We start from the raw sequence: 18,401 nt of genomic DNA, 5'->3' as shown, positions 1-18,401 counted from the left end.
CAAGGTGGTAAACAGAAGACACATTCGCGTTAAAGTCATGCAATCCATTTATGCCATGCATCAAAACGGCTCTGATAATCTAGAAAAAGAAGAAAAATTTCTTTTTTATAGCATTGATAATATTCTAGATTTATACCTTACGATGGTGTCATCATTATTAGAAATTTGTAAAAAAGAACAAGTTTTTTTGCATTTGTCAAGTCAAAAACACCTTGCGACTCCTCAAGAACGCAAACCCAACGAAAAGTTTATTAAGAATGCTGTTTTTCAGATTTTGGCTGAAAACAATTCTTTGAGTATCGCGATGGAAAATCGTAAAATCAATAATTGGTCGTTGAACGATGATTACATTATTATTTTGTTGAATGCGATAAAAGAAAGCAAATTGTATGCTAAATACATGAGCAATGCGGTCAATACTTTTGAAGAAGATAAAGAATTTATTGCAGCTGTTTTTGAAGAAATTATCGTACCTAATGAAAAGTTATACGAATATCTAGAGGACGATAAATTAACTTGGATTGACGATATTCCGATGGTGAATACTCAAATTTTGAAGCAATTAAAAGCATTGAAGCCTCTTGAGGAAGATAATTTTAGAGTGCCAAAATTATACAAGGATACCGAAGACAAAGATTTTGTTCGCGATTTGTTCCGAAAAACAACGCTTAATGAAAAAGAGTTGGCCAAGGCTTATGACGATAAAACGCCTAATTGGGATAGTGATCGTATTGCAGAAATCGATACTATTATCTTGAAAATGGCCATTTGTGAGTTCTTAAAATTTCCGTCGATTCCAGTGAAAGTGACATTGAACGAATATTTAGAAATAGCAAAAGAGTATTCTACACCAAAAAGTAGTATTTTTATCAACGGAATTTTAGATAACCTTGTAAAAGAATTAACTGAAAGCAAGAAATTGGTAAAAGTTGGTCGCGGTTTGATGTAGTCAATTGCGGCTAATATTTAAATTTAACAAAACAAAAAATAACAAATTAAGATTTTTATTATGGGACAATTACAACAGTTTTTACCGTTTTTATTGATGTTTGTGGTGATTTATTTCTTTATGATTAGACCACAACAAAAACGTGCTAAAAACGAAAAAGAATTTGAAAGCAGTTTAAAAGTAGGAGATAAAATCGTTACCAAAAGCGGATTGCATGGAAAAATTGCTGAATTAGCTGAAACTACAGTGATTATCGAAACCATGTCAGGCAAATTGAAAATGGAGCGTTCTGCTATCTCAATGGAAATGAGTGCAGCTTTGGCTAAGAAATAGTAGGTTTGCTAATCAAATAAAAAAATCCCAAATTCCAAATTAATTGGAGTTTGGGATTTTTTAGTTTGGAACAATCGGTTTATTTCTTTTTGTTCTTTTTGTTTTTCTTGGCTTTTTTTGCCTTTGCTTTTGCTTTTTTCTCTTTAGCCTTAGCTTTTACTTTTGCCTTTTTGGCTTTGTCTTTTTTGGCTTTTTTCGCTTTCTTGGCTTTTGCTTTGGCTTTCTCTTTTGCTTTAGCTTTCTTGGCTTTTTCTTTTTCTTTTTCGCTCATTTTTACTTTGTTTTTTTTCTTTTTATTTTTCTTTTTATTTTTCTTGTCTTTTGACTTTTCTGTAGTTTCTTCTTCTGACTTTTCTTCAGAACCCATTTCTAGTTCTTCTTTTTTTATTTCTTCAGTGTTAATGGCTGCTGGAACTGAAGTACTGACGTTCTCTTGAGTACTAACTTTTGCTCTGCTTGCTCTAGGTTTTGGAGTTGTAACTGCTGTTTTTGTTGCTTCAGGTTTGTTGGTAGTTGCTGTTGTAGTTCTTGCAGTTCTTCGTTTTGGAGTAACGTTTTTTTCAACTTTAGGTACTTCTGTTGTTACTGCTGGTGTAGCATCTGTAACGGTATTGTCTTCTTTTTTCTCTAACATAATATGGTCTATTTAATGGATAGCTATGCAATTATAAAATGTTTCCTAAAAAACTCAATGTTAACAAATTGTTTCTTAATTATTAACAAATGTAGTGAACGTAAATCAATTCCAATGTTAAGTTTTTAATTAGGTCTGGAATAGGGACTAAGCATAATAAAAAAAACCTCCAAAAAGTCTTTGAACTTTTTGGAGGTAGTAATTTGGAAGAAAATCTTAATCTAGAACATAAATGTTGTTATTTATCTTTTGCGTCTTGATTTAGGCGCGGGATTTTCAAAATCGGTACTTGCGGTAAGTTGAGCAATTTTTACAATGACATCTATCGCCTTTTGCATGCTTTCTACAGGTACATATTCGTATTTACCGTGAAAGTTGTGACCACCAGCAAAAATATTCGGGCAAGGTAATCCTTTGTAGGATAATTGACAGCCATCGGTTCCTCCACGAATAGGTTTGATTATCGGTTTTACTCCGACTTGTTTCATGGCTTCTTCTGCAATATCAACGATGTGTTTTACTGGTAACACTTTTTCCTTCATATTGTAGTATTGGTCTTTAATCTCAGCTGTGGCAATAGCCTCACCAAATTGTTTGGTAAACTTTTTGTTGATTTTTTGAACCATTTTTTCAATCAATTCTTTTCTCTTTTCAAACTTTTTCTTAGAATGGTCTCTTATAATAAGTTCTAAAACCGTTTCTTCGATACTGCCTTTCAGGTGATGAACGTGAAAAAAGCCTTCGTAACCCTTAGTTTCTTGAGGTGTTTCTCCTTTTGGTAAATCACTAATAAAATCATTAGCAATGAGCATCGAATTAATCATTTTTCCCTTTGCATAACCAGGATGTACACTTTTTCCTTTGAAGGTGATTTTAGCTCCCGCAGCATTGAAATTTTCATATTCTAATTCGCCTACTTGACTACCATCCATAGTGTAAGCCCAATCCGCTGCAAATTTTTCCACATCAAAATGATGAGCACCACGGCCAATTTCTTCATCGGGAGTAAAACCAACTTTTATGGTTCCGTGTTGGATATCTGGATTTTGAATTAAATATTCCATTGCCGAAACAATCTCAGTGATTCCGGCTTTATCATCGGCACCAAGAAGGGTAGTTCCATCGGTGGTGATTAAGGTTTGTCCTTTGTATTGCAATAAATCTTTGAAATATTTTGGCGAAAGAACGATGTTTTGTGCTTCGTTGAGTACGATATCTTTTCCGTCGTAATTGGGTACAATTTGAGGTTTTACATTGGCACCAGTAAAATCTGGAGTAGTGTCAAAATGAGCAATAAAACCAATGGTTGGCACTTTTTTGTCAACGTTACTTGGTAATGTAGCCATAATGTAGGCTTTGTCATCAATTGTCACATCTTGTAGTCCAATTTTTTGGAGCTCCTCTACTAGTTTATGGGCAAGATCCCATTGTTTGGCACTACTAGGGGTGGTTTCAGAATTTGGGTCGGATTCAGTATCAACAGTTACGTAGCTTATAAAACGATCAATAATGTGTTGCATGGTGATTATTTTTTTAGCAAAGGTAAACATTTTGGGCTGTTTTTTTTAAACTAAAAGCTAGGCTTCGGGTTCACTTTTTTGCTGGTTTTTGAAATCAATTCTTTACTTTTGTGCAACACAACTACACTACTTATGTATAAATTATTGATTCGTCCGATACTTTTTTGTTTTGACCCTGAAAAAGTACATTATTTCACCTTTTCGTTAATTAGAATAGTGTCTAAAATCCCAGGATTTACGGCAATTTTTAGGTCACTTTATGTGGTAAATGACAAACGTTTAGAGACCGAAGTTTTTGGTTTAAGGTTCAAAAATCCTGTAGGTTTAGCCGCTGGTTTTGATAAAGATGCTAATCTTTATAAAGAACTTTCTAATTTTGGTTTTGGATTTATCGAAATAGGTACGTTAACACCAAAAGGACAAGAAGGAAATCCTAAAAAACGTTTGTTCCGATTGAAGGCAGATCAAGCCATTATCAATCGTATGGGATTTAATAACGGAGGTGTTTTAGAAGCAGTAGAGCGTTTAAAGTCAAATACCAATGTGCTTATTGGGGGTAATATTGGTAAAAATAAATTGACGCCCAACGAAGAAGCTACTTCGGATTATGAAATTTGTTTTGATGCTTTATACGATTATGTGGATTATTTTGTGGTGAATGTAAGTTCACCTAATACTCCAAATTTAAGAGCGTTACAGGATAAAGAACCGTTGACTCAATTGCTGCAAACACTTCAAAATAAAAATATAACTAAAGTTAGCCCTAAACCAATTTTGCTAAAAATTGCACCTGACTTAACAGATGAGCAATTATTAGATATCATTGATATTATGGCAGAAACTAAAATCGCGGGTTTAATTGCAACGAATACTACACTTTCCCGCGAAGACCTTTTATCTGAAACCAAAGGAGAAGCAGGAGGATTGTCAGGTAAACCGTTAAAGAATCGTTCAACTGAAGTGATTCGTTTTTTGGCTGAAAAAAGCAATCGTGCTTTCCCAATTATTGGTGTGGGTGGTATTCATTCTGCTGAAGATGCAATTGAAAAATTAGAAGCTGGCGCTAGTCTAATCCAATTGTATACTGGTTTTATTTATGAAGGTCCGGCTTTGGTAAAAGCAATCAATAAAGCTATTTTGAAACAGAAATAGTTTCTATGTTTTCGGCTTTGTACTTTAATTCCTTTTTTTATCTTTGAATTATATGGAGCCAATAAAAATTATCGAATGCCCACGTGATGCGATGCAAGGAATAAAAGCATTTATTCCTACCGCTAGAAAAGTATCGTATATTCAAGCATTATTGCGAGTGGGTTTTGATAGTATCGATTTTGGAAGTTTTGTTTCTCCAAAGGCAATTCCTCAAATGCAAGATACGGCAGCGGTGTTGGATCAATTAGATTTATCTAAAACAGGTAGTAAATTATTGGCTATAATTGCCAATGTTCAAGGGGCAAAAGATGCTGCTTCTCACGAACCAATTCAGTATTTGGGTTTTCCCTTCTCAATATCTGAGAACTTTCAAATGCGAAACACACACAAAACCATTGCTGAGTCTTTGGTTACCTTACAAGAAATTCTCGAAATTGCCGATCAAAACCAAAAAGAAGTGATTGCTTATCTTTCAATGGGATTTGGAAATCCATACGGAGATCCTTGGAATGAGGAAATTGTGGGCGAATGGACAGAACGATTGGCGCAAATGGGAGTGAAGATTCTGTCGTTGTCCGATACGGTTGGAAGTTCCACCCCGGAAGTTATCACGCATTTGTTTTCTAATTTGATTCCAAAATATCCAGCGATAGAATTTGGGGCTCATTTGCATACTACCCCAGATAAATGGTTTGAAAAAATAGATGCCGCTTATCATGCTGGTTGCAGACGATTTGATGGAGCGATTCAGGGTTTTGGTGGTTGCCCAATGGCTACTGATCGTTTGACGGGAAATATGCCAACTGAAAAACTACTCTCTTATTTTACTGCGAAAAAAGAAAATACCAATTTGAGCGCCATGAGTTTTGAAAGCGCTTACAATGAAGCCTCAAAATTGTTTGGGGAGTATCACTAATAAAATGTACTAAACTAAAGATCTATTCGTTTGGAATAGTAGTAAATAAATATGAAATAATGAAAGTAACCCAAACCCTACTCGGATTTTTTGTATTGCTATTTTCTTTGTCGTGTAGTAGCGATCTCGATTTTGATCAAGTAAATGACCTTGAGTTGCAGCCCGTAGTTGTGGCTAATTTATCAAGTTTTGATGTGGCAGCTAATAAGCTTGTAAATAACGGGACAGAACAAGCTATTTCTATTGATACGCCAGATGTGGGTGTTTTTAATGGTAGTTTTTTAAAAGATAATTTGGTCAAAGCCGATTTGTTTTTCGAAGTAAACAATACCATAAACAGAGCTTTTGTCTTACGGCTTGTTTTTCTAGATAAAGGCAATGCTCCACTATTTTCAATACCAATCGATATTCCAGCTTATGCAGGAGCTACTAATATTACAATAAAAAACGAAACTTTTGTAGGTGCTAACCTAGATGCCTTGAAGCAAACCAAAAAAATTGCTTTTGTTGTTGCGTTACTTCCTGGACCACCATTAACTAGCGCGAGTACAGGGAATTTGAAATTACGTTCTAGTGTAACCGCCTATTTTGATATTCAATGAGAAAAATAACAACGATTGTACTGCTTTTTTTTGTAACTGTTTTTTTGGCTCAAAACAAAGCCGTTTTGTATAATTTTAAGGCAATCCCGCAATCCCTATCTTTAAATCCAGGGGCTGATGTATCGTATAGATGGTATGCTGGCGTTCCTTTGTTGTCTGGGATTTCAGCTAATGTCGGCTCGACTGGTTTTTCGGCCTATGATTTGTTTGCAAATAATGGCGTAAATTTTAATACCAAATTGCGTAATGTCATTTTTTCAACTTCCAGAAATGACAGAGTAAGTGTGAATCAACAATTAGAGGTTTTTCAAGGAGGATTTAAAGTAGGAGACTGGAATAATACTGCTTATATTTCTTTTGGAATGTATGAAGAAGTAGATGTGTTGAGTTATATTCCAAAGGATTTAGCGATTTTGGCTTTAGATGGCAATCAAAATTACTTAGGAAAATATTTTAATCTAAGCGATTTGAATGCACGAGCTGAAATGTTGAGTGTTTTTCATGTAGGGTACAATAAAAAAATCAATAAAAAATTTACTGTTGGAGTTCGAGGAAAAATTTATTCAAGTATTTTCGATGCACGTTCTACCAAGAACTCAGGTTATTTGTTCACGATTCCTTATTCAGGAAATACAGTATATGAACAGATTATTTCGGCGAATATGCTTTTAAATACCTCTGGGATTGCAAAATATGATGACGAGGGAGATGACTCAGATGTGGCCAAAGATATTCAAAAAAGAGCATTTTTAGGTGGAAATTTAGGGCTTGGCTTTGATGCAGGAATAACGTATTATCCCAAAAAAGACATTCAGATTACAGCTAGTATTTTGGATATAGGTTTTATTCGTCACACAAAAGAAGTAGAGAGCTATCGAGCTAGAGGCTCTTACAGGTATGAAGGGGTTCTTCCTGATTTTTTCTCTGGGACAGGCGGTAATAATATTACAGAAGAGTTTGAAAAGGCCTTTCCAAGAGATACGCTTTATGGAAGTTATACTTCTTGGAGACCGGTTAAATTTAATGCTTCTGCACAATATTCTTTCGGGCAGACGGAAGAAGAAAGTTGCAATTGTAAACCAGATGATGGAACTGAAAATTATAATAACTCTGTAGGATTACAATATTTTGCTATGTCTACACCAAGAGCTCCAATGATGGCTTTGACTGCTTTTTATAGAAAGAAACTTTTTACAGGTTTAGAGGCAAAAGCCACGTATACTGTAGATTCTTTTTCGAGTAAGAATATTGGTTTGGGTTTGTCAACACAAATAGGTTCCGTCAATTTTTATTTGATGGCCGATAATTTATTAGAACTTCAAGATGTAGCTAAGGCGCAAAGTGCCTCTTTTCAGCTAGGACTTAATCTGATTTTTGCCGAGGAAAAAGAAGTAGAATAATAATAAAAATAATTGAATAAATAAATTCCAAATTCTAAATGAATCCTGAATCCCAAATTCTAAATCCCAAATCCTGATTTCTAAATAGCAAATCCCAAATTCCAAAGACATAGTTGGAATTTGGGATTTTTTATTCTTGAAATTTGTATTTTTTAGCTTTTTCTTCTTTTGAAGAATTTATAAATTTCAATCCAAAAGACTGCAATTACAGCTACCAGAGTACACCATCCAATTTGAAGTAAGGTGATTTTTTCGAATAAGAAAAATTTAGATAAGAGTGGGATAAAAAGTAGTAGAGCTGTAATGAAAAGCGTGATTCCAATGATGAGCACTACAAGATTATTCTTGTATTTCCAAGTAGTTAGCACTGAATAATAAAAAGAGCGATTGGCTAATGTCAAGAACACATTCGATAGAATCAAGGTCAAAAATACCATAGTTCGTGTACTACTTTCGCTATAATGATTGGCTATGGCAAATTGGTAAATAAACAACAATCCTGCGGTTATCCATAGTCCTTGAATTAGACTAATGGTGATTTCTTTCCAACTGAAAAAAGTGGTACTCAGTGGTCTTGGTTTTTGTGTCATGAGATTGTCTTCCATGGGTTCATTTTCATAAATGATAGAGCAGGTGGGGCCCATAATTATTTCTAAGAAGATAATGTGAACAGGCGAAAATATGTTTGGATAGAGCCATCCCAAAGCTAGTGGAATAATCACGATTAAGATAATAGGGATATGGATAGATATAATGTAGCGAATGGCTTTTTTGAGATTCATATAGATTTTTCTTCCCATAGCAATGGCTTCTGTCATTTTAGAAAAATCATCGTCAACCAAAATTAAATTCGCGGCTTGTTTGGCAATTTCTGTTCCTTTTTTGCCCATAGCAATTCCGATGTGTGCTGATTTTAGCGCAGGCCCATCGTTTACGCCATCTCCGGTCATGGCTACAATTTGATTATTGTCTTTTAGCGCTTGAATGATTTTGAGTTTAGCCTCTGGAAACATTCTAGTAAAAATAGTAGTTTCCATTACTTTTTCTTTCAATGTAGCAGGACTCATGGTCATTAATTCGTCTCCATTGAGTATTTTTTCAGGGTTTTTAAAACCAATTTGTTGAGCAATCGTAGCGGTGGTTTCGGCATTATCGCCTGTAATTATTTTAACGGCAATTCCAGCTTTATAAAAAGTTTCTAAAACTGCTTTGATGTTCTTTTTTGGAGGGTCATAAAAAGCAACAAGTCCTTTGAAATTTAGCTCGAATTCTTGTTGTGTTTTAGGAAAATCGGTTCCTTTAAAATCAGCTGTCCCAACGCCCAATACTCGAAATCCCTTTTTTGTCATTGAGAGAAAAGCCGTGTTGATTTTTTCTTTATCAGTTTCAGATAATTTAGAACAGGCTATAATTGCCTCTGGAGCTCCTTTGGTAGCAATAATTCGCACTCCTTCTTTATTTTCGAATAGATGTGTCATCATGGGTGGTTTTCCACTCAAAGGATATTCGTGTATCATTTTATATAGAGGACGTTCGTCTGCTTGAATGAAGTTTGTGTAGGCTTCATGCAATGCTATTTCCATTGCATCAAACGGAATGGGTTCGCTTGCCCACATGGCATAGGTAATTAGCTCTTGTTCTTTGGGGTTTAAATTGGGGTGAATTTCGGTTACAGTTGTGGTGTCAAGCGTAAACCATTCTGCAAGACTCATTTTGTTTTCGGTGATGGTGCCTGTCTTGTCGGTACAAATTACGGTAGCACTTCCTAAAGTTTCTACTGTTTTAGTTTGTTTTACAATAATTCCCATTCGAAGTAATCGCCAAGCGCCAAGTGCCATAAAAGTGGTGAAAGCTACCGGGATTTCTTCTGGGATGATACTCATTGCAAGTGTTAGCGCTTTAAGTAAACTGTCTAAAATTAATTTAGAATTCCAATAATTGATTCCCCACACAATGATAAAAGCCACCAAACCAATCAAAGAAATATAGGTAACAAAATTGCTGATTTGAATTTGTAAGGGCGTTTTTTCTTCGGTGATATTTTCTAGACTTTTTCCAATTTTACCCAATTGCGTTTGGCTTCCAATGGCGGTAACTTGGCAAATAGCCAATCCACTTGCGACTATGGTTCCTTGATACACTTGTTTGTTTTCGGATTGTTCATTTTTTGAAACTGATAAAGATTCACCTGTTAATATGGATTCATTAACCGAAAAGTCATTGGATTGGATGATGATTCCATCTGCGGGAACAAAAGTACCTTCTTCTGTTTGTATAAAGTCGCCTACCACAATTTCTTCACTCGAAATTTCAACAACAATACCATTTCGAATGACTTTACTTTTGGGTTGTGTTAATTTAGATAATGCTTCGATGGCATTTCTGCTTTTGGATTCTTGAAACAAAGAAATCGATACGACCAAAATAATAGCCAAAAGCATAAAAATCCCATTATTGTATTCAGCAGTAATAAAATAAATACTAGTAGCCGTAATCAATAACAAAAACATGGGTTCCTTTACTAACTCGAGAAGTGATTGTAAAAAGTTGTTTTTTTGTTGATGATCGGTCGTATTAGCACCGTTTTTTGTTCTAGAGGCAATTACTTCTTCTGAGGAAAGCCCTTGAATTGCGATAGTATTGGATTCAGTCATGATGCTCGAAGTTTTGGATTTTTATTTTTGAAAAAATAGTGGCCAAATTTCCAATTCCTGCAATTTAGTCAATTAATGTAACGGTTTGGTGTTTTTTTCTTAAAATTGTCTATATTTGCACGCAATTCAACTAGAAATTGCACCATGAAAGCACACAATTCCAAGATTATCGGCGAAGGTTTAACTTACGATGATGTATTATTAGTTCCAAATTACTCTAGCGTTTTACCACGCGAAGTGAGTATCCAATCACAATTTTCAAGAAACATAACTTTAAACGTTCCTATTGTATCTGCTGCTATGGATACTGTAACGGAAAGCGCGATGGCTATTGCTATGGCTCAAGAAGGAGGTATTGGCGTGTTGCATAAGAATATGACCATCGAGCAACAAGCAGCCAAAGTGCGTAAAGTAAAAAGAGCTGAGTCAGGAATGATTATCGATCCTGTTACTTTGCCGTTAACTTCTACCGTTGCTGATGCTAAGATGGCGATGAAAGAATACGGCATTGGCGGTATTCCAATTGTGGATGAGCATAAAATTTTAAAAGGAATTGTTACTAATAGAGATTTGCGTTTTGAAAAAAATACTTCAAGACCAATTATTGAAGTAATGACCAAAGAAAATCTAATTACTGTTGCAGAAGGCACTTCCTTAGAACAAGCTGAAGTAGTATTGCAAGGTCATAAAATCGAAAAATTACCTGTAGTAAATGATAAATACGAATTGGTAGGATTAATTACGTTTAGAGATATTACTAAATTGACTCAAAAACCAATTGCTAATAAAGATATTTATGGTCGTTTACGAGTAGCAGCAGCTATTGGTGTTACAGGCGATGCAGTGCAAAGAGCCGAAGCTTTGGTTCACGCTGGGGTTGATGCTATTATTATTGATACAGCTCACGGTCATACTCAAGGAGTGGTTAATGTATTAAAAGAAGTAAAATCTAAATTCCCACAAATTGATGTTATTGTTGGAAATATTGCTACTCCTGAAGCTGCTCAATATTTAGTTGAGAATGGCGCTGATGGTGTTAAAGTAGGTATTGGTCCAGGGTCAATTTGTACGACTCGTATTGTAGCTGGTGTAGGTTTTCCTCAGTTTTCTGCTGTGCTTGAAGTAGCAGCTGCTATCAAAGGTTCTGGTGTTCCAGTTATTGCTGATGGTGGAATTCGTTATACAGGAGATATTCCTAAGGCGATAGCAGCAGGGGCTGACTGTGTGATGCTAGGATCATTATTGGCTGGAACAAAAGAATCACCAGGTGAGACTATTATTTTTGAAGGAAGAAAATTCAAATCCTACAGAGGAATGGGTTCTGTTGAAGCCATGCAAGAAGGATCGAAAGATCGTTATTTCCAAGACGTAGAAGACGATGTGAAGAAATTAGTTCCTGAAGGAATTGTGGGACGCGTACCCTACAAAGGTGAGTTAAACGAAAGCATGCAACAATTCATCGGTGGACTTCGTGCAGGTATGGGATATTGCGGAGCAAAAGATGTTCCAACTCTAAAAGAAACAGGCCGTTTCGTTAGAATCACAGCTAGTGGAATTAACGAAAGTCATCCTCATAATGTAACGATTACTAAGGAAGCACCTAATTATTCTAGGTAGTATAGTTTTACTTTTTTTGTAAAGAGTATAGAAAAAACAAAAATAGTATTCCGTCAAAATGCATTGAAATTCGTTTCAATGCATTTTTTTATTGGTCTCAGATTGGGGTTTAAAACCCTGCAATTTATTGCAGTACTTTAGTAATGCGAAAAAATATAATCTTCGACTTTTTAGTATAGATAAAAAGTTTTCAAAATTGAGAGACTTTCAGTCTCTCGTCAAACAAACCTCTGCACTTTCAGTGCAGAGTGGTTTAGTTTTTATTTGGAAGTTATTTTTAAGCCTGCATATTATAAGTTTATTTTTAGTGGATTAGTTACAAATTAAAAGGGCTAGATTTCAAATTGTTTTGTTATTGGAGTTGGTTTTAAAAAGGCAATATATTTTTCCGCTGTTTTTTTTAAGACAGGAATACTTTTTTTGCCCTTTTTTTTGTCTATGATTATGGTAAGAATTAGGTTTTGCAAAGTTTTAGTTTTTAATTAATTATAATGATATTGTGAGTTAAAACTTTATTAAAAGAAAGAACATTCTGTTTAAAATATAATATTTCTTTTTTTTCGTGTTTTTATAATTTTAGTAAAATTTTAGTAAAACTTAGCGCTAATTAACATGAAAAAAATTACGTATTAATACTTATTTAGGGTGAAATGCCTTAGTTTGGCGAACTTAATAAAGTGCATTTCGTCGATTATTTGTGTATTATGTCGACAAAAATACCCCTTTTGATTAATAATTAATGATTTAAAGCAATTTTAAAATATTAATATTTAATTTTGTGCCGCCAATTAAGTTTTTAAATATTTTAACACAATTAAAATTGTTAAAAATTGTGTTACTCTGTCTTTTAAATTATGGTTTTGGTTAAAGTTTTAATACTAAGGGTAATATCATCTAATTATGTCAAAAACTACTTTTTCGCTCAAGAGAATTTTCTTTTTTTCTCTTGTTTTTCTTTATCAAACCTTTTTATTTTCTCAAGTTACAAACAATGTTTTATGGTTTAAGGGAGATAAAGGGGTGAATTCTCTAGCTGGAGTTCCTGTAACAGGAACCACTCTTACTACTTGGTACGATTTATCAGGAGGTACCGTTCAAAATGGAGTCGCTGCCACAGCACACCCAGGAGAAAATGGTGAAACGCCTATGCCAACGATGCCAACCTATCGTTATGGTTCGGGGGATCATAATATCAATTTTAATCCAGTCGTTCAATTTGATAATACTGTTGGTGCGGGTAATGCTGTACAAATGAGTACACCGGCACTTAATAGTCAAACTGTTTTTGTTGTTTTTAAAACAGCTGGGGTTGGTAATGACCAATACAATACGGGACTGTTGTATGGTGGTGATATTTCCGACCCTAGTGGAAGTACAGCGACTACTAATTCGGATATGTCTTTGGGAGTGCCTTCTACCGGAAGACTTTCTTTTGGTGGAGGATCTGAAGGCGATTATTATAACCCAGGCGATTTTAATTTGCTTACATTGCCTTCGATAGGGGTTTTAAAAAGAAATGTCGCTGGTGAAAGTTCAGTTACTTATAGCTTGTATGCAAATGGTTCTACAGATGAGGCAGTGGTTAATATTAGAAATACTGGATCAGGTAGACCATTGCCTTCTATGGTAAGGTTGGGAAAACATTTCTCTGCTAGTGGTGTAGAAGGTAAATTAAATGGTGTAATTGCAGAAGTTTTAGTTTACGATAGGGTTTTAACAGAGGCTGAAAGAAAGATTGTAGAGTCATATTTAGCTATTAAATACGGAGTGACCATTACAGGAGATATCGATAAATTAGGGGCTACTTTTGGAAACGTATCTTATAGTTATGTAAATTCTGCAGGGTCTGATGTTTGGACATCAAATGCAACTTATAAATATGATGTCTTTGGATTAGGGCGTGACGATCTTTATGGATTGAATCAGCGCATTTCAAAAAGTATAAATAGTAACACGATATTAACCGTTTCTACCAACTCGGATGTAACTAGTTTAAATCTAGATGCTACTCGAAAGGCAATAGACGGCGATAAAGAATTTATGCTTATTGCCAACAACACGGGTAGTGCTGCCCTTCCTGTACAGCAAGCAACAGAATTGCCAGGTTCAATTACCACTAGATTGAATAGGGAGTGGAAAACGCAGTTAAGCAATACTGATGGTAGCAATATCTCAAATGTTAGTTTGAATTTTAATCTTTCAGGGATCACTTTAACGGGTGCTACCGCTTCTAATTTGGTTTTATTGATTGATACCGACGGTAATGGTGATTTTACCAATGGTGCGATTACTCGCATACCTGTAAGTTCGTTTGTAAGTAACCAAGCGGTTTTTAATAACGTTAGCTTTAACTCTGGTGATGTGTTTACTTTGGGAGTATCATCAGCATTGCCCTTTCCCACAACTACAAATGATTGTTTAGGCATCTTTTTAAGCGATGCCACAAATCCTATTAACAATATATATAAACCAGCCACTTTTGCTAGTTTTGTTGGTTTTGACAATGCTATTAACTTTGCCGTTGGAGGTAATCTTATATTAAATAATGGGGCAGAATATGAAGGCCGTACTTTTGTTTATGGTAATTTTACTATGAATACAACTAATAATCGTTTCAATCTTGGTGTAGCTGGAGTGGGTTCTTTTATTGTGCCTGATAATAATGCCAATATTTTAACTATAGGTGGTGATTTTAATGCTTCGGTAGCATCTAATGAATTTATCTTAGGAGGGTTTAGTGGAGGTGTGAATTCTTTTGGTACTGTAGTGTACAAAGGGACGAAATCTTCTAATGTTAAATTTCAAGCTGGAACAGACCTCTCTAAAGTGAAGAATGAGCCTACTTTGGATCTGACTCCTTACAATAAAGCTTTCAATGACTTGCAGGCTTCAAGTACAGCTTGGAAAGCGTTGCCTAATGATCCAGATGTCACGTTTGCTGATGATACATGGGGTACTTATACTATTACTTGTAAGACGCCTGCCGTTTCAAAAAACTATGTTATAACTATTCCTAACGTTTTAGGTTCAAAACCAAACGGTACGGTAAGATTTGTTGGTTTTCCAGATACAGCTAGTTTATTAATTAACGTTTCTGGATCTACTGTAGGGTTTAATATTGGTAATTTTGTATTTGATGGTGTTGCTCAGGCTACTGGTAGTGGTTCTAAGACTCCAACAAATGAAGTAGATCCTTTTTCACTTCGAATTTTATGGAATTTACCAGACGCTACAAGTGTTACTTTAGAAGGAGCTCAGTTTTGGGGAAGTATGGTTATTCCACAACGAACAGGAAATGTACTTAACAAAATGATAGGTATGAATGGTCGTTTTGTTGTTGGTGGTAATTTAACTCAAGACCAGGCAGGTTCAGAAACTCATAATTATCCTTTTAGAGGTTCGATCAGCGCAACTACTGCTCCAGAGGTAACATCTCCTGTTACGTATTGTCAAAACGCCACTGCTGTCGACTTAACAGCCACAGGGACTAATTTAAAATGGTATACTGCAGCATCGGGTGGTGTTGGTAGTGTAACTGCTCCAAGGCCATCAACTGCTGCTGTTGGGACTGTAAAATATTATGTTTCTCAGACGGTTGGTAGTTGTGAGGGACCAAGAGCTTTACTAGAGGTTGTTGTTAACGCTACCCCAGATAAGCCAACTATTACTACAGTTGCGCCTACATGTTCAGCAGTAGGAAGTATGACTATTACAAATTATAATGCTAATTTTTTCTATGCTTTTAACCCTTCAGGGCCATCGGTAGGTGCGGGTGGAGTACTAACTGGAGGCACGGTTGGAGATTCTTATACGGTAACGGCAAGAAATACTTTAAACTGTACTTCAGTAGCCTCGGATAGTTTTGCAGTAATTAGTACGGCAAGATTAGCAGCGCCTGCTGCACCAACAGCCTCTGCACAGACTTTCTGCTTTGTAGAAGCTAAAAAAGTAAGCGACTTAGTGGCTTCTGGAACCGCTATCAAATGGTATACTGCAGCAACAGCAGGAACATTATATACAGGAACAGAAACATTAGTTTCAGGAACCTATTATGCTAGTCAAACGGTAAATGGATGTGAGAGCGCAAGAACTGCGGTTGTTGTAACGGTAACACCAACACCAGCTGCACCAACATCAGGAGGTGATCAAACAGTTTGTGAGGCTTCGCCTATTCAAACATTGACAGCTACTGCATCTGGTGGAACGATTACATGGTACACTGCTGCAACTGGAGGATCTTTGGTAGTTAGTCCTACTTTAAATACGGTTGGTTCGGTAACCTATTATGCACAAGCTTATAATGGGACTTGTTCTAGTTTGTCAAGAACTGCAGTTACCTTAACGATAAATGCTGCACCAGCAGCACCAGCAAAAGTAAATTGTTGGGATACATTTACCTTCAATTCCACAACTTGTACTTGGCAAGTAACAGGAACCAAACCTGCAGAACCAACAACCGCATTAGCATGTTGGGAAACTAGAAGTTTTGACACCACAACTTGTACTTGGAAAGTAACAGGAACCAAATCAGTAGAACCAGCAAAATTAAATTGTTGGGATACATTTACCTTCGACACGACAACATGTGCTTGGGTGAATAATAACACAGCACAACCAGCAGCACCAGCAGTTGGAACGGTAATACAACCTACGTGTACTAACACTAGAGGAAGTTTCCAAATTGTAGATTTTAATTCGGATAATATTTATAAGTTCACACCGAATGTGGTGAGTATTTCAGCTATAGGATCGGTAAGTGCTAATTCAGGAACTTATACTTTCACTATAACGAATACAGCTGGATGTGTTTCTTTAGCATCAGATCCTATTGTTATCTCAAATGTTATATGTGCTCAAGACGATACTATTTCAGGTGGTAATGGAACAACAGGAACATCAAATGCAGGTAACGTATTAGGTAATAATCCAACCCATCCAGATACCATAAATGGGACCGCAGTAGTTATTGGTTTAGTAAACCTAACGGTAACTACACCAGTAGCTCCAAAAGTACCTGGAGCACCAGTACCAAGTATTGATGTTGCGACAGGACAAATAAGTGTACCAACAAACACACCAGCAGGAGACTACACAATTGTGTATGAAATTTGCGAAAAATTAAATCCTGTGAATTGTGAATCAGCAACCGTAACGGTAACTGTTACCGCACCAACGATCGATGCCGTAACCGAAACGACTGCAGTTATCAACGGCTTACCAGGAGGAACTACAGCGACTTTGTTAGCAAATGATACAGTAAATGGCAATCCAGTAGTGATTGGAACCAATCCAGGTCAAGTAACATTAACTTCGGTAAATGTTCCTTCAAGATTGACATTGAATGCTGATGGTACAGTAACTGTTGATCCTAATACTCCAGCAGGAAACTACAATGTAGAGTATAAAATCTGTGAGGTGAATAATCCATTAAATTGTGATACTGTAACCAGTATTGTTGTTGTTGTTGGAGTGGCAAAAATAATTGCAAAAAATGATGAAATTACAATTAATAATACCATAAAAGAGGTTAAGTTTAGGCCATTCAATTCGGATTATGGAAATGGATTTGACACACTTGATGGTAATCCAATTACTTTTGATCAAATTACTGTTACAGTAACAGATATAGTGTTACCTGGTGGACAAAGTTTTCCTGTTCCAAAGGTTGATAGGCTTACTAAAGAAATAGTAATTCCAGCAAGTGTACCAGCAGGCGTTTATACCATTTTCTATACGATTTGTGAGAAATTAAATCCAACGAATTGCTCTGATGCAACTATAACCATTACGGTTAAAAAACCAGTAATTAAAGCTGAGGATGATATTTTACCTACTGTAATTGGAACAATTGGTTCATCAAATGCTGGAAATGTATTAGAAGCTAATTCGACTAATTTTGATACAATTAATGAAGTTTTAGCTACTACTAGTTTGGTTAATATTTCGGTTATAAGTCCAGCATTACCTATTGTGAATGGAGCATTGGTTCCAGTTTTGAATACAACAACCGGTAACGTAGAAGTTCCAAAGAATACACCAGCTGGTATTTACACTATAGCATATTCTATTTGTGATAAAATCAATCCAACAGTTTGTGATGAAGCTATAGTTACAATAAAAGTGGCTGCAATTGAGGCTGCAGATGATGGATTATATGAGATGGAAAGTTTGTTTGACAAAACTATAGCTAGTGTGTTGTTGAATGATACTCTTGATGGTGTTGTTTTGACTCCAGAAACGTATAATACCATTACTTTAACACCTATATCTGTTCCAGCTGGATTTACGTTACGTAATGATGGATCAATAGTAGTGAAGAAGGGAATGCCGGCCGATACTTATACTATCGTGTATGAAATTTGTACTAAAAAATCTCCTATTGTTTGTGATCAAGCCACGGTCAGAATCACAGTAATAGCACCTATAATTAAAGCAATCAACGATGATTATACCAATCAACCAATTAATTCATCCAAAGGAGTTGTTTTAGATATCTTAGGTAATGATAAGATTAACAACGGAACAGTAAGTCCTTCTCAAGTAGCCATTACTATTTTAGATACTAATGGGCTTGCAGGCGTAACAGTAGATGCACAAGGAAAAATAATAGTTCCAGCGGGAGCC

The 18,401-nt window shown here is 35.7% G+C and carries 11 protein-coding genes; 8 read left to right on the top strand and 3 right to left on the bottom strand.

Going from position 1 to position 18,401, the window contains the following annotated elements; translation table 11 throughout:
• Window positions 1-37: 37 nt before the first annotated feature.
• Window positions 38-949, top strand: coding sequence for a transcription antitermination factor NusB (gene nusB / locus O9307_RS12570; protein WP_298299920.1), 912 nt, complete (start codon window positions 38-40; stop codon window positions 947-949).
• A gap of 60 nt (window positions 950-1,009) precedes the next feature.
• Window positions 1,010-1,282 carry a preprotein translocase subunit YajC gene (yajC, locus tag O9307_RS12565; RefSeq protein WP_064714061.1) on the top strand — a complete coding sequence of 91 codons (273 nt, stop codon included), beginning with the start codon at window positions 1,010-1,012 and terminating at the stop codon, window positions 1,280-1,282.
• A gap of 79 nt (window positions 1,283-1,361) precedes the next feature.
• Here the strand turns inward: yajC and O9307_RS12560 are convergent, their stop codons facing one another.
• Both O9307_RS12560 and pepT read right to left on the bottom strand, forming a co-directional pair.
• Window positions 1,362-1,916 (bottom strand): hypothetical protein, encoded by a 555-nt coding sequence (locus tag O9307_RS12560; protein WP_298299863.1) that lies wholly within the window; start codon window positions 1,914-1,916, stop codon window positions 1,362-1,364.
• Between the two features lie 242 nt (window positions 1,917-2,158).
• Window positions 2,159-3,436 carry a peptidase T gene (gene pepT / locus O9307_RS12555; protein ID WP_298299919.1) on the bottom strand — a complete coding sequence of 426 codons (1,278 nt, stop codon included), beginning with the start codon at window positions 3,434-3,436 and terminating at the stop codon, window positions 2,159-2,161.
• 132 nt (window positions 3,437-3,568) lie between these two features.
• Here pepT and O9307_RS12550 point away from each other — a divergent pair, with 132 nt between their 5' ends.
• From O9307_RS12550 to O9307_RS12535, 4 genes are read left to right on the top strand one after another with little or no spacing between them, the layout of a single operon-like run.
• A complete protein-coding gene (locus O9307_RS12550; RefSeq protein WP_298299861.1) occupies window positions 3,569-4,588 on the top strand; it encodes a quinone-dependent dihydroorotate dehydrogenase in 1,020 nt (339 codons plus the stop codon).
• A 52-nt stretch (window positions 4,589-4,640) separates the two neighbouring features.
• Window positions 4,641-5,504: a hydroxymethylglutaryl-CoA lyase gene (locus O9307_RS12545; protein ID WP_298299859.1), complete on the top strand. Its 864-nt coding sequence runs from the start codon at window positions 4,641-4,643 to the stop codon at window positions 5,502-5,504.
• Window positions 5,505-5,563: 59 nt separating this feature from the next.
• Complete coding sequence (locus O9307_RS12540) at window positions 5,564-6,106, top strand: hypothetical protein (RefSeq protein WP_298299857.1); 543 nt, start codon at window positions 5,564-5,566, stop codon at window positions 6,104-6,106.
• Window positions 6,103-7,506, top strand: a complete 1,404-nt coding sequence (locus O9307_RS12535) for a DUF5723 family protein (protein ID WP_298299855.1) — start codon at window positions 6,103-6,105, stop codon at window positions 7,504-7,506. The genes O9307_RS12540 and O9307_RS12535 overlap by 4 nt, the downstream gene beginning before the upstream one ends.
• A gap of 152 nt (window positions 7,507-7,658) precedes the next feature.
• Here the strand turns inward: O9307_RS12535 and O9307_RS12530 are convergent, their stop codons facing one another.
• Window positions 7,659-10,160, bottom strand: a complete 2,502-nt coding sequence (locus tag O9307_RS12530) for a cation-translocating P-type ATPase (protein WP_298299853.1) — start codon at window positions 10,158-10,160, stop codon at window positions 7,659-7,661.
• Between the two features lie 144 nt (window positions 10,161-10,304).
• Here O9307_RS12530 and guaB point away from each other — a divergent pair, with 144 nt between their 5' ends.
• Entirely contained in the window at window positions 10,305-11,777 is a 1,473-nt protein-coding gene (gene guaB, locus O9307_RS12525; protein WP_298299850.1) for an IMP dehydrogenase, read from the top strand.
• Window positions 11,778-12,677: 900 nt separating this feature from the next.
• The coding region (locus tag O9307_RS12520; protein ID WP_298299848.1) for a choice-of-anchor A family protein at window positions 12,678-18,401 on the top strand (5,724 nt) is incomplete at its 3' end.

Source organism: Flavobacterium sp., from assembly GCF_027531905.1.
Lineage (GTDB): Bacteria > Bacteroidota > Bacteroidia > Flavobacteriales > Flavobacteriaceae > Flavobacterium.
This window is presented reverse-complemented; position numbering and strand designations above follow the sequence as displayed.

Excerpts from the sequence above, each read along its gene's own strand:
- nusB (WP_298299920.1), top strand. The coding sequence starts at position 38 with ATGCAATCCATTTATGCCATGCATCAAAACGGCTCTGATAATCTAGAA.
- yajC (WP_064714061.1), top strand. The coding sequence starts at position 1,010 with ATGGGACAATTACAACAGTTTTTACCGTTTTTATTGATGTTTGTGGTG.
- O9307_RS12560 (WP_298299863.1), bottom strand. The coding sequence starts at position 1,916 with ATGTTAGAGAAAAAAGAAGACAATACCGTTACAGATGCTACACCAGCA.
- pepT (WP_298299919.1), bottom strand. The coding sequence starts at position 3,436 with ATGCAACACATTATTGATCGTTTTATAAGCTACGTAACTGTTGATACT.
- O9307_RS12550 (WP_298299861.1), top strand. The coding sequence starts at position 3,569 with ATGTATAAATTATTGATTCGTCCGATACTTTTTTGTTTTGACCCTGAA.
- O9307_RS12545 (WP_298299859.1), top strand. The coding sequence starts at position 4,641 with ATGGAGCCAATAAAAATTATCGAATGCCCACGTGATGCGATGCAAGGA.
- O9307_RS12540 (WP_298299857.1), top strand. The coding sequence starts at position 5,564 with ATGAAAGTAACCCAAACCCTACTCGGATTTTTTGTATTGCTATTTTCT.
- O9307_RS12535 (WP_298299855.1), top strand. The coding sequence starts at position 6,103 with ATGAGAAAAATAACAACGATTGTACTGCTTTTTTTTGTAACTGTTTTT.
- O9307_RS12530 (WP_298299853.1), bottom strand. The coding sequence starts at position 10,160 with ATGACTGAATCCAATACTATCGCAATTCAAGGGCTTTCCTCAGAAGAA.
- guaB (WP_298299850.1), top strand. The coding sequence starts at position 10,305 with ATGAAAGCACACAATTCCAAGATTATCGGCGAAGGTTTAACTTACGAT.